General features: G+C 39.5%; 19 protein-coding genes. 13 read left to right on the top strand and 6 right to left on the bottom strand.

The window, feature by feature from the left end; all coding sequences use genetic code 11:
* Positions 1-40 precede the first annotated feature (40 nt).
* Together VBD025_RS17315 and VBD025_RS17310 are read left to right on the top strand one after the other, a co-directional pair.
* Positions 41-184 carry a hypothetical protein gene (locus VBD025_RS17315; protein WP_430787763.1) on the top strand — a complete coding sequence of 48 codons (144 nt, stop codon included), beginning with the start codon at positions 41-43 and terminating at the stop codon, positions 182-184.
* A 107-nt stretch (positions 185-291) separates the two neighbouring features.
* On the top strand, positions 292-813 hold the full coding sequence (locus VBD025_RS17310; RefSeq protein WP_430787761.1) for a competence protein ComK: 522 nt from the start codon (positions 292-294) through the stop codon (positions 811-813).
* On the opposite strand, the gene VBD025_RS17305 is transcribed toward VBD025_RS17310, so the two are convergent.
* Entirely contained in the window at positions 761-1,150 is a 390-nt protein-coding gene (locus tag VBD025_RS17305) for a hypothetical protein (protein WP_430787759.1), read from the bottom strand. The two genes, VBD025_RS17310 and VBD025_RS17305, sit on opposite strands and share 53 nt — an antisense overlap.
* A 220-nt stretch (positions 1,151-1,370) precedes the next feature.
* Between VBD025_RS17305 and VBD025_RS17300 the strand changes: the two genes are divergently transcribed.
* The 4 genes from VBD025_RS17300 (at position 1,371) to addA (ending at position 10,623) form a co-directional block, all read left to right on the top strand.
* Entirely contained in the window at positions 1,371-2,027 is a 657-nt protein-coding gene (locus tag VBD025_RS17300) for a TVP38/TMEM64 family protein (protein ID WP_430787757.1), read from the top strand.
* Positions 2,028-2,088: 61 nt separating this feature from the next.
* Positions 2,089-2,640, top strand: a complete 552-nt coding sequence (gene lepB / locus VBD025_RS17295) for a signal peptidase I (protein WP_430787755.1) — start codon at positions 2,089-2,091, stop codon at positions 2,638-2,640.
* A 763-nt stretch (positions 2,641-3,403) separates the two neighbouring features.
* A complete protein-coding gene (addB, locus tag VBD025_RS17290) occupies positions 3,404-6,895 on the top strand; it encodes a helicase-exonuclease AddAB subunit AddB (RefSeq protein ID WP_430787753.1) in 3,492 nt (1,163 codons plus the stop codon).
* Complete coding sequence (gene addA / locus VBD025_RS17285) at positions 6,895-10,623, top strand: helicase-exonuclease AddAB subunit AddA (RefSeq protein ID WP_430787751.1); 3,729 nt, start codon at positions 6,895-6,897, stop codon at positions 10,621-10,623. Before addB ends, addA begins: the two co-directional genes overlap by 1 nt.
* Positions 10,624-11,107: 484 nt before the next feature.
* On the opposite strand, the gene VBD025_RS17280 is transcribed toward addA, so the two are convergent.
* On the bottom strand, positions 11,108-11,539 hold the full coding sequence (locus VBD025_RS17280; RefSeq protein ID WP_430787749.1) for a DUF4395 domain-containing protein: 432 nt from the start codon (positions 11,537-11,539) through the stop codon (positions 11,108-11,110).
* 165 nt (positions 11,540-11,704) lie between these two features.
* Here VBD025_RS17280 and VBD025_RS17275 point away from each other — a divergent pair, with 165 nt between their 5' ends.
* Positions 11,705-12,727, top strand: a complete 1,023-nt coding sequence (locus VBD025_RS17275; protein ID WP_430787747.1) for a C45 family autoproteolytic acyltransferase/hydolase — start codon at positions 11,705-11,707, stop codon at positions 12,725-12,727.
* A gap of 36 nt (positions 12,728-12,763) precedes the next feature.
* On the opposite strand, the gene VBD025_RS17270 is transcribed toward VBD025_RS17275, so the two are convergent.
* Positions 12,764-13,993 (bottom strand): MFS transporter, encoded by a 1,230-nt coding sequence (locus VBD025_RS17270; RefSeq protein ID WP_430787745.1) that lies wholly within the window; start codon positions 13,991-13,993, stop codon positions 12,764-12,766.
* An 11-nt stretch (positions 13,994-14,004) separates the two neighbouring features.
* A complete protein-coding gene (locus tag VBD025_RS17265; protein ID WP_430787743.1) occupies positions 14,005-14,589 on the bottom strand; it encodes a TetR/AcrR family transcriptional regulator in 585 nt (194 codons plus the stop codon).
* Positions 14,590-14,818: 229 nt separating this feature from the next.
* On the opposite strand from VBD025_RS17265, the gene VBD025_RS17260 reads away from it, so the two are divergent.
* Together VBD025_RS17260 and VBD025_RS17255 are read left to right on the top strand one after the other, a co-directional pair.
* Entirely contained in the window at positions 14,819-15,862 is a 1,044-nt protein-coding gene (locus tag VBD025_RS17260) for a YkvI family membrane protein (RefSeq protein ID WP_430787741.1), read from the top strand.
* Between the two features lie 69 nt (positions 15,863-15,931).
* Positions 15,932-17,125, top strand: a complete 1,194-nt coding sequence (locus tag VBD025_RS17255) for a DUF418 domain-containing protein (RefSeq protein WP_430787739.1) — start codon at positions 15,932-15,934, stop codon at positions 17,123-17,125.
* A gap of 423 nt (positions 17,126-17,548) precedes the next feature.
* Here VBD025_RS17255 and VBD025_RS17250 read toward each other — a convergent pair whose 3' ends face one another.
* Complete coding sequence (locus tag VBD025_RS17250; protein WP_430787737.1) at positions 17,549-18,742, bottom strand: ornithine--oxo-acid transaminase; 1,194 nt, start codon at positions 18,740-18,742, stop codon at positions 17,549-17,551.
* Positions 18,743-18,987: 245 nt separating this feature from the next.
* Here VBD025_RS17250 and VBD025_RS17245 point away from each other — a divergent pair, with 245 nt between their 5' ends.
* Positions 18,988-19,359 (top strand): YisL family protein, encoded by a 372-nt coding sequence (locus tag VBD025_RS17245; RefSeq protein WP_430787735.1) that lies wholly within the window; start codon positions 18,988-18,990, stop codon positions 19,357-19,359.
* Positions 19,360-19,527: 168 nt separating this feature from the next.
* Positions 19,528-21,333, top strand: a complete 1,806-nt coding sequence (locus VBD025_RS17240; RefSeq protein WP_430787733.1) for an IS1182 family transposase — start codon at positions 19,528-19,530, stop codon at positions 21,331-21,333.
* Here VBD025_RS17240 and VBD025_RS17235 read toward each other — a convergent pair.
* Complete coding sequence (locus VBD025_RS17235) at positions 21,322-22,287, bottom strand: ABC transporter substrate-binding protein (RefSeq protein WP_430787731.1); 966 nt, start codon at positions 22,285-22,287, stop codon at positions 21,322-21,324. The two genes, VBD025_RS17240 and VBD025_RS17235, sit on opposite strands and share 12 nt — an antisense overlap.
* A gap of 188 nt (positions 22,288-22,475) precedes the next feature.
* Here VBD025_RS17235 and VBD025_RS17230 point away from each other — a divergent pair, with 188 nt between their 5' ends.
* Positions 22,476-23,489 carry a FecCD family ABC transporter permease gene (locus VBD025_RS17230; RefSeq protein WP_430787729.1) on the top strand — a complete coding sequence of 338 codons (1,014 nt, stop codon included), beginning with the start codon at positions 22,476-22,478 and terminating at the stop codon, positions 23,487-23,489.
* Entirely contained in the window at positions 23,489-24,511 is a 1,023-nt protein-coding gene (locus tag VBD025_RS17225) for a FecCD family ABC transporter permease (protein WP_430787727.1), read from the top strand. Before VBD025_RS17230 ends, VBD025_RS17225 begins: the two co-directional genes overlap by 1 nt.
* The last annotated feature ends 12 nt before the right edge of the window (positions 24,512-24,523 follow it).

The following is a 24,523-nucleotide window of genomic DNA, read 5'->3' as shown; positions in this document are numbered from 1 at the left end:
TGCCTTAGCGCCAAACTATAATTAAAAGGAGTGTTAAGATATGAAGAAAAAGAGTGAAGAAATTCCGACATTTACTATCCTGAATCCTCATTTTCAAGAAGTTATAAACGGTACGGATGATTCAGCAGAAACTGGGGAAATAGAAGAAACAGGAGATTTCCAGAATAAAATAGAGGAAGAATAAAAAATAATTAGTATCTTTTTTCAAAAAATTGTATTTTTTTGTCAAAAAGTTTGGTAAATTATATACAAGCTTCTTTCTTTTCGTTCTACAGACGAAAGGATGATGAAATGAGTAACAACTATTACACACCATCATATGAAATTACTCCATTCACCATGGCAATCCTGGCTGATCTCGGAAAATTAGAATCACATCCCACTTGTGTGCTTGAGACGCAGGAAGAATTCTTTGTTCAGCCTACTCCAACTAAACTTATTGATTTTGCTTGCAAGTCCTTTGGTGCCAGTCTTAAGGGGAGGCAAGAAGGAACTCGTGATATCTCGAACATTACGCATAAGGCACCTATTGCGGTTGATCCAAGCAGCGGCATGTATTTCTTCCCAACAATTTCACCGGTAAACGCTAAATGCTCCTGGATTGCTCACTCCCACATTGATCAGGTTTCCATGAACGACAGCAATTGTACAACTATATTATTTAAAAATGGTAAATCTATCACCGTCGATGTCTCCTATGGTTCTATGCTGAACCAAATACAGCGAACCGCACAGTTCCGCTACCTGCTGGATAACCGCATTAAGTATTTGCGGAGACAGGGTGCTGATATGGTGGCAGAGCCTTATGCATGAGTTCCTGAACAATTGATTCCACTTTTTTTCGGATAGCTGGATTAAAGTAATTTCGTTTTTCTTCCCGGTTTTGACATAAGAACAGGAACGATGAAAACGAATCATTTTTATTTAATGTCACGACTTTTATATTGTTTTTGTGCATAGTTTGACGTAATTTTCTTCGCTCCTCAAGTGCCTCCGAAATCATTTTTTCCAAAAGAGCAATGTAAGGTTCTTTAATTTTAAAAGCTCCCTGTTGAACATGTTGAATATCCTGTTGAATCACCACTATTGCCATCGAAAGAAACAAAAAGCGTGTTGCTGTCTGCAATTCTTCCTCATTAAGATAGCGCATAAGAATTCCTCCTTCCGAAAACGAACATTTGTTCTATTTTTATTATATGATACTTCTGCAAAAAAATACACTAATAAATTATGGAATTTGTAAAACGAAAAGATTGAAGCTGAATTATTTTTTTCTATTTGCAGAAAGATTAGTTTACATTACAATAAAAATAGTTACACTAGAATATACACATATACGAGTACTTGTTTCGGGATAAGGGGACATCTGCATGAAATTATCGGACTTTAGTATAGAGAACGTTAAATTATTAGTGGAACAGGATAGGTTAGATGATTTTATCAAAGAACTGTTAAATAACTATGAAAGTTTAGGGCCAGTACCTGGATTGTTATTTCCATTCCTCGAAGCATTTCTGCCATTTTTACCGTTAGTTGTGTTTGTAATTGCGAATTCAGCTGCATACGGTTTATTGGAAGGGTTTCTGCTTTCCTGGGCAGGTTCGAGTGTAGGAGCTGTATGTGTGTTCCTGCTTATTCGCAGCCTGGGTGACAAACGAGTATTCAAGGCAATTCGAAGGAATAAACAGGTGAAAAAGGTAACTGCCTGGCTGGAACGCCATGGATTCGGTCCATTATTTTTGTTATTGTGTTTCCCTTTTTCGCCATCCGCCATAATTAATGTAGTTGCTGGGTTATCCAAAATCAGCACGCAACAATTTGTACTAGCTGTAATTCTTGGGAAATCGGTGATGGTTTTCACAATGGCATATGTCGGAGCCAGCATCGCTTCATTTACCCAAAATCCAACAAAATCAATTGTTGTAGCAGCATGTATTGTAGCGTTTTGGTTAATTGGTAAATATGTCGAGAAACGCATTCAAAAGAAAACAATGGAGAAAGAAGCACGTGAACTGGAAAAAAATTAAAGGTTAAAAAAATATCTCCGGGGTAAAGTAATGATAGAATTATAACCTTGGAGTGAAAACAATGAATAAAATTAATTATAAACGGTTTATACCAGCTGTATTCTTAGCAATAGTAGTAGCATTGGTTTTCAAAGCGTTTTTGTTTACTAGCTACGTAGTGGATGGAAAGTCAATGCAGCCAACGCTTTACGACGGAAACTTGATGATGGTAAATAAGTTAGTATATGAATTACAGGACGTGAATCGCATGGATATTGTGGTTTTCCATGCAAATAAAAAGGAAGACTATGTGAAGCGGGCGATTGGACTGCCTGGCGATGAAGTTATGTATAAAGATGACAAACTATATATTAACGGTGAGTACGTAAAAGAGGATTTTCTGGATTCGTTCAAAGAAAACAGTAGGAATCGACCATTTACCAAGGACTTCACATTACTTGAGGTCACTGGAAAAACAACTGTCCCGGAAGGTAAATTGTTCGTCATGGGTGATAATCGCTCAAATAGCTTAGATAGCAGGTCGTACGGTTTTGTTTCTGAGGAGCAGTTAGTAGGTAAAGTTGATATTAAGTATTGGCCAATCTCTCAAACAGAAATGGGCTTTGAAAAATAACCATCCGCAATCGGATAAGCAAAAAAATGTATATGTCTTTAATGTATAATAAAATCTCTACCTTTGATAAAATGAAGGTAGGGATTTTATTAATATCTCAACTTTCGCAGCTAGATATTTTTGATGAATGCAATAAACTATAGTTCTTGCAGCACTTGAAATATGTTTTATAAATGATTGATGGAAACTGCGACAAGATATACCTCCTCGAACTGCGATGTAACAGCACGAGATTTCCGCAGCTGACAGTCGCTTTCCGCGGGCGGCTGGTGAGCCTCCTCGTGCTGACGCACTCGGGGGTCTCACCGATGCCTTTCCTCCCGCAGGAGTCGACTGTCATCCGCTCCAATCTCTAGACAAAATATGGATGACACGGATCTATAAAGTGCATACTCGATAGCTAAGTCTATTTAAAAATACATTAGTCGAGAGATTGCATAGATGTAAACAGCTTTACCAGTACAGGTGAGCGGAGGGCGGTGACTCCTGCGGGAACAGCACGAGATGAAGGCCCCGCAGGAAAGCGGTCTTTGCTTATCCGAGGAGACTGAAGCCGTGCCCGCGGAAAGCATCCGCCCGGAGCGATCCTGGACGGCAGAATGGAAATAAACCTAAAGTTACTTCACAATATATAGATTTTGTGTCAACTAACGGATTGCGAGCTTATTGCACTATTTTAGGGATCACCTGCATTTATCAGTCTGCGAAAGCTGAGTTAATACGATAAAGGTTTGCCAGTATAAGTTTATAAAGGGGTTTTAATATGGGGATACGATTTATATTGGGACGATCAGGTACTGGTAAGAGTGGTCGTGTAGTAGATGAAATCAGGGACAAGCTGATAGCCGATCCACAAGGACCGCCTATTTTTTATATGGTTCCAGACCAAATGACCTTTCAGCAGGAATATGAGTTATTTAAACAAGAAGGCATCCATGGGAGTATCCGTGCGCAGGTTGTAAGTTTTTCACGGCTGGCATGGCGTGTACTGCAGGAAACCGGTGGAGGAACCCGTCAGTTTATAAGTTCGCTGGGAATTCAGATGATGCTTCGTAAGATAATTGAAGAAAAAGATTCAGAATGGAATATTTTTCAGAAGGCATTGGAAAAGCAAGGATTCCTTGAACAACTGGAAAAAATGATTACCGAATTTAAACGCTATCAGGTTACGCCAGAAGTCCTGCAGATGCAGATTGATCAATTGGACCAATTTGTACATAAGGAACAGGGAGAGGAAGCACTCACCAAAAAGCTGCAGGATTTATTCTATATTTATGAAGAGCTTACGATTGCACTGCAGGGAAAGTATGTCGATAGTGAGGATCAGCTTCAATTGCTTGCTGAAAAAATACGAGAGGCTTCTTTTTTGGAAGATGCCGAAATATATCTGGACGGCTTTCACCGCTTTACACCAAAAGAACTGCAGGTGCTCGATGCGTTAATGAAAAAGAGTTCAAATTTGACGATTACGTTAACTACCAAAGGTGCGGAAGAGAACGAGCTTTCAGAACTTGATCTGTTTTATCAAACCACAGAAACACATCAGGTTATCACAGCACTTGCGAATGAAAACCAAATAGAAATAAACGAAACAGTTATTATGGATCCTGCGGAAGGCAAGTTTAAGGAACGGCCATATTTTGCCCATCTTGAAAGTAACTTTGACGTGCGCCCGGCACCAGTTTATCGGGGAGAGGTTCCGCTTACGATTGCAGAATCGGTCCATCCCCGGGCCGAGGTGGAAGGCGCTGCACAGGAAATTGTACGGCTGGTTCGAGAAGAGGGGTATCGCTTTAATGATTTGGCTGTCTTCATCAGACAAACAGATGTGTATCATGATTTAATTGCTACCATCTTTGGAGATTATGACATCCCAGTATTCATTGATGAAAAGCGGACTATGTTAAACCATTCGCTGATTGAATTTATTCGTTCCGCTCTTGAAATCGTGGATGGAAACTGGCGTTATGACGCTATTTTCCGCATGCTGAAAACAGGATTTATTCCAGCTTCCAATGAGAAATATCCGCTTACAAATGATGCGATTGATGAATTGGAAAATTACGTACTGGAATATGGTATACGATCACGGACGCGGTGGTTTGGAGACAAGCAATGGATTTTTCAGCGCTTCCGTGGCTTTGATCAAGCTGCACAAACAGATAAGGAAAAAGAGCTGCAGACACGAATTAATGTGTACAGAGATCAGGTTGTCAAAGCGATACAGAACTTTGACGAACAAATTCGGGCATGTGACACGGTACGGGATCGATGTTCGGTAATCTATAATTGGTTAGAAGAACTTGGTGTACCACGAAAACTTGAACAAATGCGGACCCAATTCGATGAGAATGGACAAATTGAAAAAGGACGGGAACAGGAGCAGGTATGGAATGCTCTTATTCAGTTATTTGATGAAATGGTTGAAATTGCAGGTGATGAAAAAATTACGCTGCCCATTTTTCGTTCTACTCTTGATGCAGGTTTCGACTCACTTAAATTTGCCCACGTACCGCCAAGTATGGATCATGTAACTGTCGGTACGATTGATCGTTCGAGAATGAGCGGTATTAAATGTACATTTTTATTAGGTGTAAATGATGGAGTTTGGCCGATGAAGCCACCTTCTGACGGCATGATCAATGAGCAGGAACGCGAAATGCTTGCGGGTCAAGGGCTGCAGCTGGCTGAAAGCAGTAAACGGAAGCTGCTTGACGACTGGTTTTATATGTACATTGCTTTTACTTCGTCGACGGACAGACTTTGGATGAGTTATCCATTAAGTGACGAGGAAGGCAAAGCAAAAATGCCATCTCAATTGATTAAACGAGTGGAAGACTTGTTTCCGCACTGCTGTGCACATGTGCTCCTGCAGGATCCGGACGAATTATTTCATGCTGAACGATTTATTACAACACCAACGAAAACGCGCTCTGCACTAACCGCACAATTGGCACGAAACCGAAAAGGCTATCCGCTGAAGCCGGTCTGGTGGCATGTGCTCAACTGGTATGTAAACCATCATGAAAAATTCAGTACGAGCTATACTACTTTGCAAAGTCTGTATTATCAAAACAAACCGAAAAGGCTTTCTGCTGATACAGTCAATGAACTTTATCCGAAACAGGTGAAAGCAAGTGTTTCAAGACTTGAGATGTACTATCGCTGTTCGTATCAGCATTTTGCTAAGTACAGTCTAGGACTTGATGAACGAAAAACATATAAGTTAGACGCACCGGATATAGGAAACCTTTTCCATGAAGCGTTAAAGAAAATAACTGAATGGGTGCAGGCAGAAGGAAGAAATTTTGCAGACCTGAGTAAAATTGATACAGATGGATACGCACATAAAGCGGTAACGAATCTGGCACCGATTTTGCAGCATCAGATTTTACACAGTTCCAACAGATATAAATACATTCAGCAAAAACTGCAGGAAGTTATTGCGCGTGCTGCATTTATACTCAGTGAGCAGGCGCGGCAGAGTGACTTTTCACCAATCGGACTTGAACTTGGCTTTGGACCTGATCAAACGCTGTCACCGATTACGCTGCCGCTTGAGAATGGATTTGAATTAATGCTTCGAGGACGAATTGACCGGGTAGATCAGGCGATAAATCAAAACGATTTGTTTTTACGCATTATCGACTATAAGTCCAGTGCCAAAGGATTAAACCTGGTTGAAGTGTATTATGGATTGGCGTTACAAATGCTGACATACCTTGACGTTGTTCTTTCCCAGTCAGAACAGTGGCTAGGCAAAAAGGCAACGCCAGCGGGAGTGCTTTATTTTCACGTTCACAATCCGATGATTGCAGGCAAACAAAGAATGCAGGATGACCAAATTGAGAAGGAAATTTTGAAGAAGTATAAGATGCAGGGATTATTATTATCGAGTGAAGAAATCATTAAATTAATGGACCGTTCGTTAGAATCTGGATCGAGTCAAATTGTGCCAGCAGGTGTGAAAAAGAGTGGTGGTTTTTATAACCATTCTAAAATTGCTGACAACGAAACGTTTGCCGGTCTGCAGCAGCATGTTCATCAATTGATGGGGCAGGCCGGAATCGATATGACGAGTGGTGGCGTACATCTAAATCCATACCAGCACAAACAAAAAGTGGCATGCACATTTTGTTCATTCAAATCTGTCTGTCAATTTGATCCGATTCTAGAAGAAAATAATTATCGTAAGCTACCAGACATGGACGATGATGCTATTTTAGGAAAACTTCGAAATGGGGAGGGGAACTAATGGTTAACTGGACAAAAGAACAAGAGCAGGCGATATATACAGCAGGCAGTGACATGCTGGTTGCAGCCGCAGCAGGCTCAGGTAAAACAGCTGTACTAGTTGAACGGATTATCCAAAAACTAATTAACAAAGAAGCGCCAGTTGATATCGACACCCTCCTTGTCGTGACATTTACCAATGCAGCAGCACAGGAAATGCGGAACAGAGTAGGTTTAGCTCTTGATAAAGCGCTCGCCGAAGACCCGTCTTCTAACCATTTAAAAAAGCAGTTATCACTATTGCAGCGCGCATCAATTTCCACGCTCCACTCGTTTTGTTTAGACGTGGTAAGGCAGTATGCGTATCTGTTGGACATTGATCCAGCGTTTAGAATTGCTAATGATATGGAAATTGACTTGATTAAACAGGATGTCATTGCTGATTTATTTGAAGACTGGTATGGAAAAGAAGGCGAAGAACAGAAACTCTTTTTCGATGTTGTTGACCGTTTCTCAAGTGATAGAAGTGATGTGGAAGTAGAGAACCTGGTACTTAATTTATACACATTCGCGATGCAAAATCCATGGCCGGTACAATGGCTGAATCAATTAGCAGATGTATACGATGTACCAGAATCGTTTGAAGAGAAGGATTTAGGCTGGCTCACCATTATCAAGCGGGAAGTGAAGAGTCAACTGACTGCAATAGAGCAGGAAGCAAATGCAGCGCTTGACCTAACCGATCATCCTGAAGGACCGTATCATTATCGTGAAGCGGTTGAGGCCGATATTGTGATGATTCACGAGGCAGTATCAATCAGTGAGACATGGGACCAGCTGCAGACATACATAGCAGGCAGTTCGTTTAAAGCTTTATCAAGGAAAAAGGCAGATTGTTCAGAAGAAGTGAAAGATAAGTTTAAGAAATTAAGAGAAAGCTATAAAAAGCGCTGGAAGGATATGAAAGAAGGCTGGTTCACTCGTAACCTTGGAAGTCACATAGAGGATATGCGTGAGCTTGCGCCAGTAATTAAGCAATTAACCGAAATCGTCATCGAATTTAAAGACCGCTTTGCGGAGCAGAAAAAAGAGAAAGCAATTGTTGACTTTTCAGACCTTGAGCATCACTGCTTAACTCTGTTAGTAGATTCAGATTCAACGTCTGAGGAACCACTCCCGTCGAATGTAGCTAGCTCTTTTCAGCAGAAATTTACCGAAGTAATGGTAGATGAATATCAGGATACAAACCTCGTTCAGGAAACCATATTGCGGCTAATCAGTGATCGAAGAGACAACGGAAATATGTTTATGGTAGGCGATGTAAAACAAAGTATTTACAGGTTTCGCCACGCGGAGCCAAGTTTATTTATTGAAAAATATAAGCAATTTCACGCGGAAGATCATCCTGGTAAGCGGATTGACTTATCTAGTAATTTCAGAAGTCGGGAACAGGTTTTAATCGGCGCAAATTTTTTGTTCAAACAAATATTGGATGAGACGTTGGGTGAAATTAATTATGACAAAGATGCTGAATTAATCTATGCGAATAAATCCTACGATTCCTTACCTTACGACGCGCCTGAGCCTGAGCTTTTAATTATTGACCGGGAAACTGAAGAGGATAAAGAAGAAGAAACAGATGAAGAAAGTTTTCAGGACCTGGAAAAGGCACAGCTTGAAGCTCGTGCATACGCACAAAAAATCAAGGTGTGGACGGGTCAGGATGGAAACAAGCCGCTGCAGGTTTTTGATAAATCCACTGGGGTACAGCGGGATTTCCAATATCGCGATGTCGTAATTTTAATGCGTTCCATGACGTGGACACCAACCATTGTGGATGAACTGAAAAAGCAAGGGATTCCCGTGTATGCTGAACTTTCAACAGGATATTTTGAAGCAATCGAAATAAAAATAATGCTCAGTCTGCTTAAGGTTATTGATAACCCAAGACAGGATATTCCACTTGCCTCTGTATTACATTCACCAATTGTCAGCATGAATGAAGAGGAGCTTGCAAGTATTCGTCTTGCAGATAAAAAACATGGCTATTATGACGCGTTAATCACATATAGTAAGCAAAACTTCGGGGAACTTGCAGACAAAGCATCACGATTTCTAGGCTTGCTGGAATCGTTCCGGATTGCCTCCAGACAAGGAGCATTATCGGAACTCATCTGGTCAATCTACAGAGAAACTGGCTACTATGATTTCGTTGGAGGAATGCCTGGAGGGCGGCAGCGTCAAGCTAACTTACGAGCACTATATGACCGGGCACGCGGCTATGAAACTACCTCGTTTAGAGGGCTGTTCCGATTTTTGAGGTTTATCGAACGAATGGAAGAGCGCGGTGAGGACTTAGGTGCAGCGCGAGCGTTAAGTGAGCAGGAAGACGTTATCCGCATCATGACGATCCATAAGAGCAAAGGACTCGAATTTCCAGTTGTGATTTTAGGTGGTATGGACAAACAATTCAATATGCAGGACTTAAAGCAGCGCTATTTGCTTCATAAAGATTTAGGGCTCGCCAGTAAGTATATTGACCCTGTGAAGCGCATTACGTACCCTACACTGCTGTTCTATGCGTTTCAAAAGGAAATGCAGCGTGAGTTACTTGCAGAGGAAATGCGTGTACTCTATGTAGCGTTAACGCGTGCCAAGGAAAAGCTTGTTATGATCGGAAATGTAGCCTCTTTTGAGAAAAAACAAAAGAAGTGGGAAAAGTTACTCGACCATCATGACTGGGTAATGCCAACCCATTTCCGATTCGAAGCAAAGTCATACCTTGATTGGGTAGGTCCCGCCTTGATACGTCACCAATCCAGTGAAGTGTTACGAGCTGAGGATGTAAATGAAGTGGTAAACAATGAAGTTCGAATGGATCCTTCCAAATGGAATATTGCAGTTGTCCACGGAAGTGAATTAGCTAATCTTGAAGATGTTGTAACCGAAGAAGACGTGAATTTAAAGGATTATATACAAAAGTGGAAACCAATGGAGCTCCGTAACGAGGGATTGGATAGAGAGGTAGATGAAAAATTATCGTACATCTATCCATATACACAGGCTGCGACCTCCCGTGCAAAACAAACCGTTACAGAAATTAAAAGGCAGCGGGAACTTAAGGATGAATACAGCTCAGACCAATTAATGCAGACATCAAGCGCACCAATTGCCAAACGCCCACTGTTCATGCAGAAAGGAAAGACCATATCTGCTGCAGAAAAAGGTACGGCTATGCACGCTGTTATGCAGCATTTACCGCTCACTAAAGAGTGGAGTGCATCTGAAGTGGATGCTTTTGCTGATAAATTAGTAGAAAAAGAAATTTTGACGACGGATGAAGCAGAAATCATCGATGGAAATGTAATCGAAGGATTTTTCCAAACGGAAATTGGCCAGAAGATGCTGCAGTCAAATGACGTGAATCGAGAGGTGCCATTCAGTTTATCCTTGTCAGCGAAAGAGGTTTATGCGACATGGTCAAGTGATGTGGATGAACAGGTACTGGTTCAAGGTGTAATCGACTGTGTAATTCCAACCGAAGATGGGTTAATCATCCTCGATTACAAGACAGATTCGATTGAAAATGAAGTAACTGAGAAAGTTTTAGAGAAACTTACTAATAAATATAAGACACAAATGGAACTCTATCAGTCTGCTATTGAACGGATTTGGAGAAAGCCGGTAACGTCTGTTTACTTGTATTATTTTTCAAAGGAGTTATTGGTGAAGCTGCCTGATCGGGAATAATAGTTTAAAAAAGATCCCACATTATAGAGATAATGTGGGATTTTAGTTTGTGAGGAATTCTTATTGGCCGTTGAAAAAGTTACATGTAGCACATAATAAGTGGATCTATCGCCGCATCATCGAATATACTACGCTTTCCGCGGGCACGGCTTCAGTCTCCTTGCCCCGGCAAGGGGTATGCCAACGTCGTCCGCAAAGGACGGGTTTAGTTGGCCATCCTTTAAAAGACCGCTTCTCTGTGGGGCCTTCAGACTCGTGCTGTTCCCGCAGGAGTCTTCGTATATTCGATGATGCTAGGTTATGGTGGAAAAATAACTTTTTACAATCTACCACTTTTTCAGAGAGCCCAGAACGCACAATACGGTTATCGGATGCTTCGTTCTCAAGGTACTCAGCGCCACTGAAAGAGTATCTTTAGAATCATCATGGACTGTCTGAACATACGGAAGCTCCCACATTATAGAGTTGATGTGAGAGCTTTTTATTAGAATTGTTTAGAAGTTCTTCTATGACGATATTGGCTCCATTGAAATCGGATAAAGCATCCGATGCAGAATCCGAGTATTGCGACAAATGCGGCAAGCGCCACCATTGCACTAAAAATGTATGCTACAGTCGTCCATCCTATTGCAAAACTTAATAAAGAGATTGCTAGACAAACAACTGCAATGACCTGGTTGAATTGCTGCTGTGCATGATCTTCTGGTATATATTCGGATGGTTTTTTCTTTAGAAATAGCCTCCCTAATCGCATCACGGGATTAAAACTAAATAATAGTCCCATAAGTCCAGCAGCTAGTGGAAGGAAAAGCAGCCATTCCTGGCCTGTTATCCATGTAATAACTACTGATGCTACAATAAACCATTGATTTAAGCGCACTAAAGGACGTGGAACCGAGCGGATCTCCTGGCTCATTCTTAATCCCAACCTTTCCGGTGTGTTTTATATGTATTGTACGTAAAATTAATGGTTTTGTGAAGTTATTCGGCTTTAATTCTTTCCTATATGAGCACGAAATGACAGGAATCGAATATCAAACGTTGATAACATTGAATAATAAAATGTTAAAGGATGATGATAATGAAATCGATCGAAGTGTCTGTTGAACAGTACAGAGATTCAGCTTATCAAATTGGATATCTGCAAGGGGAGAACCTTGAAAAATCGCTTATTGAAAACCTTTCAAAGTTAGAGAATGCTAGTTTTAATTACACTGAAGCAATAGAAATTTTTATGAAATATGCGCCACACTTATTGGATGAATTGAATGGTTTAGCTGATGCTTTAGATATAACTCAAGAAAAAGCGGCATCTTTATTTAGCGGGTATGACATTCCAAAGATAAAAGAAATGGGATGTTCGTCAGTCATAAATAAAGAATTCGCTGTGAGAAATTATGATTTTACACCTGACATCTATGATAGACGGTTAGTTCTAAATCAGCCAAAAGAATGTTACGCAAGTGCAGGGTATAGTCTTCATGTTATTGGCAGACATGAAGGAGTTAATGAAAAGGGGTTATTTATATCATTTCATTTTGTAAATAACCGAGAGACAAAACAAGGACTTACTGCTTCCACTATAGTGAGGATAATCTTAGATTCGTGTAAAAATACGGATGAAGCAATAATTTTATTAAAACAGTTACCTCATACGTGGAGTTATAATTTCTCAATTGCTGACGGCGAAGGACATACAGCTATTGCTGAAGTTACTCCCCACGAGGTTAATATAAGAGAAGATCCAGCTACTTTAATGTGTACCAATCATTTTCAGCATCCAAGCATGCGAGATAAGAACAGGATAGATTATATAAATAGTCATAAAAGAATAGCTGCTATGACTAACAAAAACGTAAACAAATTTAGTGGCAAAGAAGTTTATCAATGGTTCAAGGATCCGCACGGAGAAATGTTTTATAAAGATTACAATGGATTATTTGGAACACTTCATACATTTGCTTATCTGTTTAATGATAAAATTATTCTCACTTCCTTACCTTATGGAAATACACTTGAAATTGAATGGAAAAACTGGCTGGAAGGTTACGACTTACACTTTGGTAAAATGAAAGGAAGATTAGAACAAGAGAGCTTGAGCTAATCCTACTTTCTTTAGTTTTATAAATTGATTGATCAATCAATTAAAAGTCTGCTTTTTCATTACATGCGACATCATAAACACGCCAATCAATCCGATGGTGAAGAAGCTGCCACTCATTATTATTGCAGAAACGCTTCCGCTGATTGTAATTGCTGCACCTGCTAGAATCATCGTCCCTTGGCCTATGAAGCTATTAAGTGCCAGATAAGAACTGCGATACGATTCATCTGCTAAATCAGCAAGCAGGCTTTGCCGGACAGGTATGTACATCAGCTCTCCTAATGAAATAAAAACCATTAGTATAATTAGCACCCAAGGGGAGGAGATATAACTTAATAATGCATAGGCGATAACATAAATGCTCATTCCAATAATAAGTTTTTTATATTCGGAAGTATTTTTAACAATCCAGGTGACCAAGCCTACTGTAAGCACAACAAGCAATGTGTTTTCAGCATGCAGAATACCAACCATATTAATACCATCAATAGTAATCGAACCAAACAGTTCAGTTTCGCTCATCGTTTTTTCTAAGTGGACTGCTATATAATTTGTCAGGTGGCTTTCAAGTGAAAGCACGAACAAAGTCCCAATTAAAAAAATCAAAAACAAGCGATCACTGAGTACAGTTCGATAACTGGACCAGATTGACTTTTTCTTCTGCGGAATATCATCAGTAAGTTCCTTTTTCATAAATGTTTCTGAAATAAATAAATATGTAACGAGTGAAGAAAGTAACGTGATGATGGCTACAAATATAAATAAGTAAAAAAGATATTCTTCAAATAAAAATGCTCCGATAATGCTGCCAAGCGCACTGGATAAATTACCTACCCAGTAGACGGCAGTGAATACAAAATTTCGTGTTTCTTTTTTAACTAAATCGTAAATCATTGCATAGGAGACGGGCATATAAATTCCATTAAAAAACATATTAATCATAAAAAGAACAAAGCTAACATATGGCAAAACAATCCAAGGTGAATTCACACTGGCAATTGCCAGGAATGAAAGCCCTATTCCAAGTTCAGATAGGATTAGCAGTTTTCTGCGTCCAAATTGATCAGACCAATAACCCCCAAGAAATCCACCCACAATTCCAGAGCAAATCACCAGAACGATAAGAACTCCTGTTATGGCTGCTCCGACCTGCTGGCTGAAATAAACTGCTATAAACGGAAAAATCATCATACTTGCCAGGTTTGTTGCAAATTGCAGATATATACGAATCTTAATGGAATTGTGCAGATTTCGGAAAGTACTCATATCAATTCCCCCTAATTGTTTATTCCAAATAAACGTAATGCCTGATTCTTAAAAGCATTGGTTAAAGTAACGTTAGCATGGTCGGTAAAGGTTAAACGGATACCATTTAGATAAGCTAAATAACTGTATCCAACTTCTTCAGGGTCACTATTAGGAAGAAATCCTTCTTTCATTCCAGTCTTAACGATTTTTTGAATGAACAAATTAAAATCATCAGCAAATTGATCAAGTTCTTCCATTTCTGAAAAGCGGGAGGGCTGACCAATCACATATTGAATGATTCGCAAGTTCTGTTCTTTTTCAAAAAAGAAATCGACATGTTTGCTTATCAATTCTTTAAGTTTCTCGAGGGTCAAACTTTCGATGTCATCCTGTACTTCGAGTATATGCTTCCTGAAATCTGCCAACGGTTCGACAACACAGGTGTGGAACAAATCTTCTTTCGTTTTAAAATATGTAAAAACCGTACCGAAGCTGACTCCGGCTTCTTTAGCAATGTCTTTAATGGTGGTATTGGAATACCCATTTTGGGCAAACAGTTTTAATCCTGCTTGAAAAATTTGATCTCGCTTTTTATCTGAAAGTGGTTTAGCCATAGAATTAACTCCTTTTATAAGTGATTGAGTAATCAGTTATTATTATAAGTTACTTGTATTCTTATTGCAATAAAATATTTTCAATTGTTTGTTAAAAGATAAGTCTTACTACTTTTCTAACTGCATAAGTGCAATAAAGGCTTGTCGATATGCCGATTTTTCTATATTAATCGAAAGCTCGTCTTTTCTTACCACATTAATCATAAAAATAATGGTGAGGTGAAGAAGGATGATGAAACAATGGACAACTATTTTAATTGTTGCGGCCACATACGTTGGAACCGTTGTTGGTGCTGGCTTTGCAACCGGAAAAGAAATAGTAACATTCTTTAGTGTAAATGGAATATTTGGGACGATTGGGATCGTCTGCAGTGGTTTCCTGTTCATTTTTGCAGGAACCAAGATTATGGTTATTTCAGCTCGCATTCAAGCTTATTCATATCAGGAGTTAAATCAGTATTTGTTCGGACGTAAGATAGGCAATGTCATTAATATTTTTATCTTTATCATTGTAGTAGGGATTACTTCCGTACTTTTATCTGGAGCGGGGGCGGTTTTTCAGGAACAGATAGGTCTACCGTTTCAACTGGGAATTGTAAGTACACTAATCATTTCATATATTGTATTATTAAAGGGACTAAAGGGGATTTTTGCGATTAACGCGTATATTGTTCCTGTGATGATTATCTTCAGTTTATTTATTGCGGTTGCTATATATGGTTCATATCCTCATGTGCTTTTAGACCAGACAATACCAGATGGGTTGTCGAGAAGTTTCTCTTGGATTGCATCACCCTTTACGTATGCCGCTTTTAACTTAATGACCGCGCAAGTTGTGCTTGTACCGCTAGGAAAGGAAATTAAAGATGAACACATACTCCGCGCAGGAGGATTTCTTGGTGGAATTGTATTATTTTTAATCCTTTTGGCGAACCACTTTTCCATGTCGGCTTTTCCAGGGAGCTTTGCGTATGAAATTCCGATGGCTGAAATTGTCAAAGGGTTCGGTGCCCTCCTACACGGCTTATTTTTATTTGTAATTATTGGAGAAATTTTTAATTCTGTGGTGGGCAATGTGTTTGGGATAACCAGGCAATTACAGTCTGCATTTAAGCTTCGCTATCATCATGCTATTCTAGTTATTCTTTTCGTTATATTTCTAGTAAGTCAGGTAGGGTATGGCAAGTTGCTCGCTGTGCTTTATCCATTGTTTGGCTACGTCGGTCTGCTTTTTCTTGTTTGTATCGTCATGAAAAAATTACCTGCGCGTTGAAGGATGTTTTGTATCGCGCCTCGAATATGTAGATAAGGGATTTCATTGAAAAGGAAGTAGGTCGAAAAAATGAACGCTAAGCCAATAAGTGAAAGCAATCGGTTACTATGGATCGATGCAGCTAGAGGATTTGCTGTTTTTGGTATTTTTATGGTCAATATTGGAGCTTTTTCAGCGCCATACTTCATGCATGGCGGGGAAGAAGGGGCATGGCCAGGTGAAATGGATCAATTTGTTCAAGTAATGATAGATGTATTTTTTCAAGCTAGCTTTTATACGTTATTTTCTATCTTATTCGGATTTGGATTTCAGATGATGATCGATCGTTTGAAGGAAAAAGGAAGCAATGTGTATGGCGTACTGTTCCGAAGACTGCTGATATTAATCTGCTTTGGATTTATTCATGCATTCTTAATCTGGTTCGGAGATATCCTTTTGTCTTACGGAATTATCGGATTGTTTCTATTGCTCTTTGTAAAAGTAAAAAATAAAACATTGCTAATTTGGGCTATCTTGCTAATGGGTATTACTGTAAGCTACTATACTAGCTATTTATATCAGTACCGGCATCTCCTTGGTTATGTTGATCAGGAGGCAATAAATCAGGCTATTGTTAACTATCAGAGCAGCAGTTTTAGTGCAATCTGGTCGCAGAACTATGGAGACTGGACGTATGCAAATGGAGACATCTCCTATTTATTTTTAACCGGCACATTATTGCCATTATTCTTAGTAGGAATGTTTATTGCCAGGAAGAGATGGCTGCATGATGTGGAACGATTCCAGAAGGTTTTAAAAATAGGATGGGTAATCAGTTTGGTGTTCTTTCTGTTATTAAAACTTGGGCCATACGTATACGGAAATCCTATCTGGTTCTCTTTTGTACAGGATAATATTGGCGGTTCAGCTTCAGCACTGTTCTATATTTTTTCTATAGGATTACTAGCACGGTCACAATCAGGAATGAAATGGATAAAACCGTTTACGTATGTTGGACGAATGTCTTTAACAAACTATATATCACAATCGATTTTAATGTTCATCATGTTTTACGGGGTAGGGTTTGCGCTTTACGGAACGATTAGTCCACTGGAAGGTGTAATCATTGTTCTGATCATTTATACCCTTCAGATTTTTGCGAGCAGATGGTGGTTTCAAAAGTTCAGATTTGGACCGTTGGAATGGATTTGGCGCGTACTCACTTACAGTAAGAAACAGCCTTTTAGAAAAATAGAGAATGCGCGAGATGAGAATAACCTCTAATCAGCTGCTTGACCAAATACTGCGACAGTGAACATGGGGAGAAGAAGGCAGTCGGTATAGAAAATGTTTAAAACTCGGCTTCTCCTCAAGCTTTAAAAGGTCACTGAAAAAGTAGTAGATCTTTTAAAATTTAATTTATCATCCTTAACTTAGCATCTTTGAATATACGAAGACTCCTGCGGGAACAGCGCGAGCTGAAGATCCCGCAGGAAAGCGCTCTTTGCTTATCCGAGGAAGCTGAAGCCGTGCCCGCGGAAAGCGAAGTATATTCGAAGATGCGATCGTAGATCCATTTTATTTTGTACAACATGTAACTTTTTCAGTGACCACAAGCCTTATTTGCACGTATGCAGTTAAAAAGGATTTATACTTTCTTATCTGCCAAAATAAAAACGGAGCTCAGATTTGAGCTCCGTTTTTTGCTTATGATAATACTTCTTTAATATGGTCAATTGCCCATTTTAAATCTTCTTTTTTAATGACTAACGGTGGTGCAAAACGGATAACGTTTTCATGTGTTTCTTTACATAGCAATCCGCGTTCTTTCAGTTTTTCACAGTAAGGACGTGCAGGTTCTGTCAGTTCAACGCCAACAAATAGTCCTTTACCACGAATTTCTTTAATGACTGGATTATCAATCTTACGAAGTTCGCCCATCATATAATTGCCCAGTTCAAGCGAACGCTCTGCAAGCTGCTCATCTTCCAAAACATCGAGTGATGCAATGGAAACGGCACATGCCAGTGGATTTCCGCCAAAAGTAGATCCATGTGATCCCGGGTTAAATACGCCAAGAATATCCTTGTTCGCTACAATACACGAAATAGGGAAGACGCCACCACCAAGTGCTTTTCCAAGAATTAATATGTCTGGCGAAACATTCTCCCAGTCACATGCAAACATTTTTCCGCTTCGTCCAAGACCAGCTTGAATTTCATCGGCAATGTATAACACGTTGTTTTCTTTACAAACATCAAATGCTTCTTTTAGAAAGCCTTCAGGTGGTATGTTGATTCCTGCTTCACCTTGGATCGGTTCGAATAAGAAACCAGCAGTGTTTTCATTAATCGCTTCTTTAAGTGCATCAATATCACCGTATGGGATTAATTTAATGCCTGGAAGCAATGGACCGAATCCACGTTGGTTTTCTGGTTCTGATGATAAAGATACCGCAGTCATTGTACGTCCATGAAAATTATCCGTACAAGCGATAATTTCTGCCTGATCTTTGGCAACACCTTTTACATCATATGCCCAGCGTCTTGCAGTTTTAATTGCTGTTTCAACTGCTTCAGCACCAGTATTCATTGGTAATACGGCTTCTTTATTCGTTAATTTACAGATTTTTTCGTACCATGGACCTAGCTGGTCGTTATGGAATGCTCGTGAGGTTAATGTAACTGCATCAGCCTGTTTTTTTAAAGCTGCAATGATTTTCGGATGACGATGTCCTTGGTTCACAGCTGAGTATGCGCTTAGCATATCCATGTAGCGGTTGCCTTCAGGATCCTCGACCCAAACACCCTCTGCCTTGGATATTACAACAGGTAGGGGATGATAATTCTTCGCACCATACTCCTGTGTTTGATCAATAATTTGTTGACTAGACTTTGACATAATATCCCTCCGATTTTTAGAAAACCTGGCATATCACCAAATTGATGAAAGCCATAGTTGAACTTGTACTGGAGTAACCATATATGAAACATTTTTACTTCCAGTTAATAATTTACAATACTTTTTTAGTATAACAGTTTTTTCAAAAAATTACTTCACGTGAAAGAGTTCAAAAAGAATTCATATGAATTTGCATATTTAATCTGTTATATTATATAGAGGATAGAGAAGAAAGGATGAACCATATGAGTACACATCTTCATATAACTGCCTGGGCTCTTGCATTTATTCTCTTTATTGTTGTAGTGATATTGAATAAATCAGGAAAAGCCAAGGGTGCAAAAATTGTACAAATGATTCTTAGACTGGATTATTTATTGATATTATATTCTGGGGGATCATTACTTGCCGAGTATTTCGGTGGAAGCAGCCCATTGATGGGTGAGGCTATTTTTAAAGGACTGGCTGGAATTTGGGCCATTTTTGCAATGGAAATGATCTCAATTAAAATGACAAGAAACGAAGCTGTGAAAAGCTGGTGGATTCAATTAATAATTGCTGTATTGATTACAGTGGTATTAGGATTTGGTCGTCTGCCGGGTGGACTAGCAGGTTAACTTCAGGGAAAGAGGCTGGGACAAAACCCAGTAAATAAAAAAGCGTGGCTCTCACCTTGTAGGTGACATACCACGCTTTTTTTATATAATCGTTTATTTTTACTAAACAAAAAGAATCCCTTTTGATAGAATTAAAGTAACCACACAATAATTATCGGAGGGATTCTTATGTTTAAATATTATAACATAAATCAAGTTGTGTTGCCGTTAGATTTAGAAATAAAATTGGACAAAAATGATATTGCCTATGCAGTAAATGATGTTGTAACCCAGATTCCGGAGGAAGCGTTCGCTATCTTTTCCCGTGAAACCGGATGTCCAGCCTATCACCCACAAATGATGATGAAAATTATTTTATGTGCCTACACACAGTCGGTTTTTTCTGGAAGGAAAATTGAAGGGTTACTTAAAGACAGTGTGCGGATGATGTGGTTAGCGCAAGGACATGAGCCAAGTTATCGTACAATTAATCGTTTTCGCGTGCATCCAGAGGTCAAAAAGCTACTACGTCAATGTTTCGTGCAATTCCGATGTCAGCTAGTGGAAGAAAAACAAATTGATGAAGAAGCGATTTTTATTGACGGAACCAAGATTGAAGATAATGCCAATAAATTTACGTTTGTATGGCGTAAGTCGGTTGAAAGATACAGTGCTAATTTGGTGGAAAAGTCCAACCAAATGTATGATGAATTATTGGAGAATGAAATTCTTCCAGAAATCGAACGAGAAAGTCTAGAGGAACTGTCCACGAAAGAACTCGAAAAAGTAGTGGAGCAACTGGATGACAAGGTAGAAGCATATGACAAGAAAATAGAAGCAAGTAAAGACGTAAGCGAACGTAAAAAACTTCGTTTTGACCGTAAAGCACCGAAACAATACCGCAAACAATTCAAGGATTATTTGGCGCGAAAACAGAAATACCAAAACGACATGGAGATTTTCGGAGAACGCAATAGTTACTCGAAGACCGATCATGATGCCACTTTTATGCGAATGAAAGATGATTATATGAAGAACGGCCAGCTGAAAGCTGGGTATAATGTGCAGGCAGCAACCGAAGGACAATATGTGCTCGCTTATGATGTATTCCCAAATCCGACAGATACTCGCACCTTCATTCCATTTCTGGATAACATAGAAAATAATTACTTTAAGCTGCCAGAGCATATCGTCGCTGACGCAGGATATGGAAGTGAACAAAACTACGAAGATGTCATAGAGAATCGAAAACGCACCCCGCTGATTACATATAACCAGTATCGAAAAGAGAAGAAAAAGAAACATAAGAATAACGCTTTCCATACAGCCAATTGGGAATATAATAAGGATGACGATACGTTTACCTGTCCAAATGGGAAACGATTAATGTTCAGCCACGTGTCCCATCGAACAGATAAATACGGACTGACACGAACGTTTAAGGTGTATGAATCTGAGGGCTGTGCGGGTTGTCCATTGCGTTCTCAATGCACCAAAGCGAAGGAAGGAAATAATCGAAGAATTTATTACAACGAAAAATGGGAAAACCAAAAAGAATACATTAAGCAACTGCTTTCGGAAGAGAAAACTGGTGAAATCTACGGCAATCGTAAAATCGATGTGGAGCCAGTCTTCGGGTTTCTGAAGGCTAATTTGTGCTTCACTCGTATGTCTGTACGAGGTAAAGAGAAAGTAGAAAATGAATTAGGATTTGCATTCATGGCGGTAAACTTAAGGAAGTACTCCGCCATGAAGACAAAACAACTACTAGATAATCAAAACAATCCAACGAAAAATGGTTCTGACCATCGAAAACCGATGATCAGAACCATTTTTAAGTTATTTTTGGCTAGTTATGTCCCAGCCCCTTTTCTTATGGATCAAAAAGTCATATCCGACGGCCACAGTCGGATCGCACCAAAAACGACACAAAAAAACCGGAACCAAGCTATCAGCCTTGTCCCGGTTTCTATAATAGTATTATTACTTCACTAAGTTCTCCACCATTGCATCGATGACTTTTTCGGAAGCAAGTAAACCTTTATTTGTCCAGTAGCTTGGATCGTTTAGCGTATAAACCTGATCGTTTTCAGCAGCTGGGATACTGTTCCACACATCGCTATTTTTCAATGTTTCTAGACCTTCTTCACCTTCAAGACCTAATAGAAAGACATGATCCGCTTTTAATTCAGAAAGTTTTTCCATTGAAATTGGATTCCATGCTGCTTCTGATTTTCCTAAGCTTTCTACAAACGGCGGAACCGTAATTCCAAGTTGAGAGTAGACCACTGGAGCACTGTGGCGATCTTGCTCAAATAAGTAGAATTGACCACCAGCAACCCAAATCATCGCCACTGACTCATCACCAATTGAATCAGCTAATTTTTCTTTTGCCTCAGCTACTTTTTCATCGTATGCCGCTAGTACTTCTTCTGCTTTCTCTTCTTTTTGAAGCATCTTTCCTAATACCTCAATTTGTTTGCGCCAATCCTTACTTACATCTTCCGGCATTACGTACGTTGTTGCAATTTGCTGGTAGTCCTCAAGGGATCCCTCGTAGCTTGCCATGTCACTGCCCAAAATGATTAAGTCAGGACTCTGCTCCAGAACTTGCTCTTTTGGTAAATTCCATTCAATTCGTGGAACATCTTTAAGTTGTGGCTCTAAGTAATCCTGCACACTCTTACCAATTGACCATTTTGCTGAAGGTGTCACGCCAAGAGCAAGTAATGCATCCTCATGATAGGGGGCAACAATTTTTTCTACGTCAGCTGGAATAGTTACCTTACCATTTTTTCCTTCAACTGTTACTTCCGTATTTTCAGATTCTTTAGAGTTTGTATTTGATGTATCGCTATCCTTCGGGTCATTTCCGCATGCTGCAACAATCATTAACAAAAATAGGATGGAACTAATCATTAATAGATATTTCTTAGAAAACATCTTCATATGTAATTCTCCTTCTAAATAGTAGTTTGTATTGGTAATGATAATCATTTTCATTTAAAATGTCAACTCACTATTTGTGACAGAAGTATGGACGTTTAAATCGTTGCAGAGTATTCAAATAACGTCTATACTTTAAATGATAATGATTCTTAATCAATTAATAAACATGTTGAAGTCAGGAGACCCTCATGATCGGGATAATCACTCATTCACGTATCTTAAGAACAATAATAAATATAGTTGCAACAGTGGCTTTGATTTTCGCAATAGGTTCATCGGTAGCTTATGGTGCAGTGGATATTAAACTATCAACTGTGTGGGAAGCTATTTTTAATTTTGACCCAAATATAACGTCGCACCAAGTAATACAGGAACTGCGTTTACCTCGAGCTTTTGGGGCAGCATTGGTTGGTGCATTTTTAGCAGTTTCAGGAGCAATTATGCAGGGTATGACACGAAACCCTCTAGCTTCACCATCCATTATGGGTGTGACAAATGGAGCTGCTTTTACACTGGTTATAATGCTTGCCTTTTTCCCTGGTGTATCGAATATCGGGACAACATTTGCTTCATTTGCTGGAGCAGGTTTTGCCGTTATACTTGTATTTCTGGTCGGTTCTTATTCAAGTGGTGGTCTAACACCGGTGAAGCTAGCATTAGCAGGAGTCGCAATCGGTACTTTACTAAGTTCTATCTCATCGATAATCTCACTCCACTTTCAGCTCGAGAAACAAATGAGCTTTTGGTTTGCCGGCGGATTGGCTGGGACAAGCTGGACATCGATCCACATTTTGCTTATTTCAGGTGGTATTGGATTGTTCCTCGCACTTATAATTTCCAGGTCCATTACGATCCTCAGCTTAGGGGAGGACATTGCATCTGGTCTAGGGCAGAATAACATGCTTATCAAAATTCTCGGTATTATATCTGTATTGGTATTGACTGGTGCAGCCGTCTCGATAGCTGGAACAGTTGGATTTATTGGGCTTATTATTCCGCATATCACCCGTTTTATTATGGGAACTGATTACCGATGGATTATTCCTTCATCGGCGATTTTTGGTGCGCTCCTGCTTGTGTTAGCTGATGTTGTTGCACGACTAGTAAATGCACCTTTTGAAACACCCGTTGGCGCTATTACATCATTGATAGGTGTTCCGTTCTTCCTTTATTTAGCACGCGGTAGTGGAGGTGGGAAATAATGACTCCAGAACAAAAAATAAAACAGAGGAACTTTGTTGCAATCATAACTGGATTAATTCTATTAATAATTGGAATGTTTTTTGTAAGTATTAGTACAGGTATCATTCAACTTTCTCCGCTTGAAGTGATTAATACACTGATTGGACAGGGGACGGATAAACAGGAATTGATATTGTTCGACTTTCGATTACCCGGTATTATCCTTGCATTGTTAATTGGTGCAGGACTTGCAGTTTCCGGTGCAATCCTTCAGGGGGTTACCCAGAATGACCTGGCGGACCCAGGGATTTTAGGAATAAATACTGGAGCTGGCTTAGCAGTTGTATTATTTATCTTTTTCTTTCAGGATACGATTTCGATGACAAGTACTGTATCAGCATTTATTATGCCATTATTTGCTCTAATTGGTGCCGTGTTTGCTGCATTTCTTGTCTATTTATTGGCTTGGAAAAACGGGGTGAATCCGATTCGCTTAATCCTGGTGGGGATTGGTGTAAATGCTGGGTTTAGTGCAGCATTAATCATTTTTCAATTGAAAATGGACCCACAGGATTTTCGTCAGGCGACTGTCTGGCTGGCAGGGGATATCTGGAGCGCGAACTGGAACTTTGTATGGGCGCTGTTACCCTGGATTCTTATTCTGATACCATATTCGTTACATAAAGCAAATAGTTTAAATGTGTTAAATCTGGGTGACGATATTGCTGCTGGGTTAGGAACAAGTGTGGAACGAGAAAGAAGATTCCTTCTGCTGGTAGCCGTTGCATTAGCTGGAGCCTGCGTTGCTGCAGGAGGAGGGATTGCCTTTTTAGGACTGGTTGTTCCGCATATCGCACGTCGAATTGTCGGACCTACTCATCAGCGGATAATACCAATATCAACCTTGATTGGTGCATTATTATTGATGATTTCGGATACAATCGGAAAAACTATTTTAGCACCTACCGAAATTCCTGTCGGGATTATAGTTGCTCTATTAAGTACACCTTATTTCGTTTTTTTATTAATGAAAACTAAGTAAAAGACAGGGGAG

The sequence above is a fragment of the Virgibacillus flavescens genome (assembly GCF_050574275.1).
GTDB lineage: Bacteria > Bacillota > Bacilli > Bacillales > Amphibacillaceae > Virgibacillus_F > Virgibacillus_F flavescens.
This window is presented reverse-complemented; position numbering and strand designations above follow the sequence as displayed.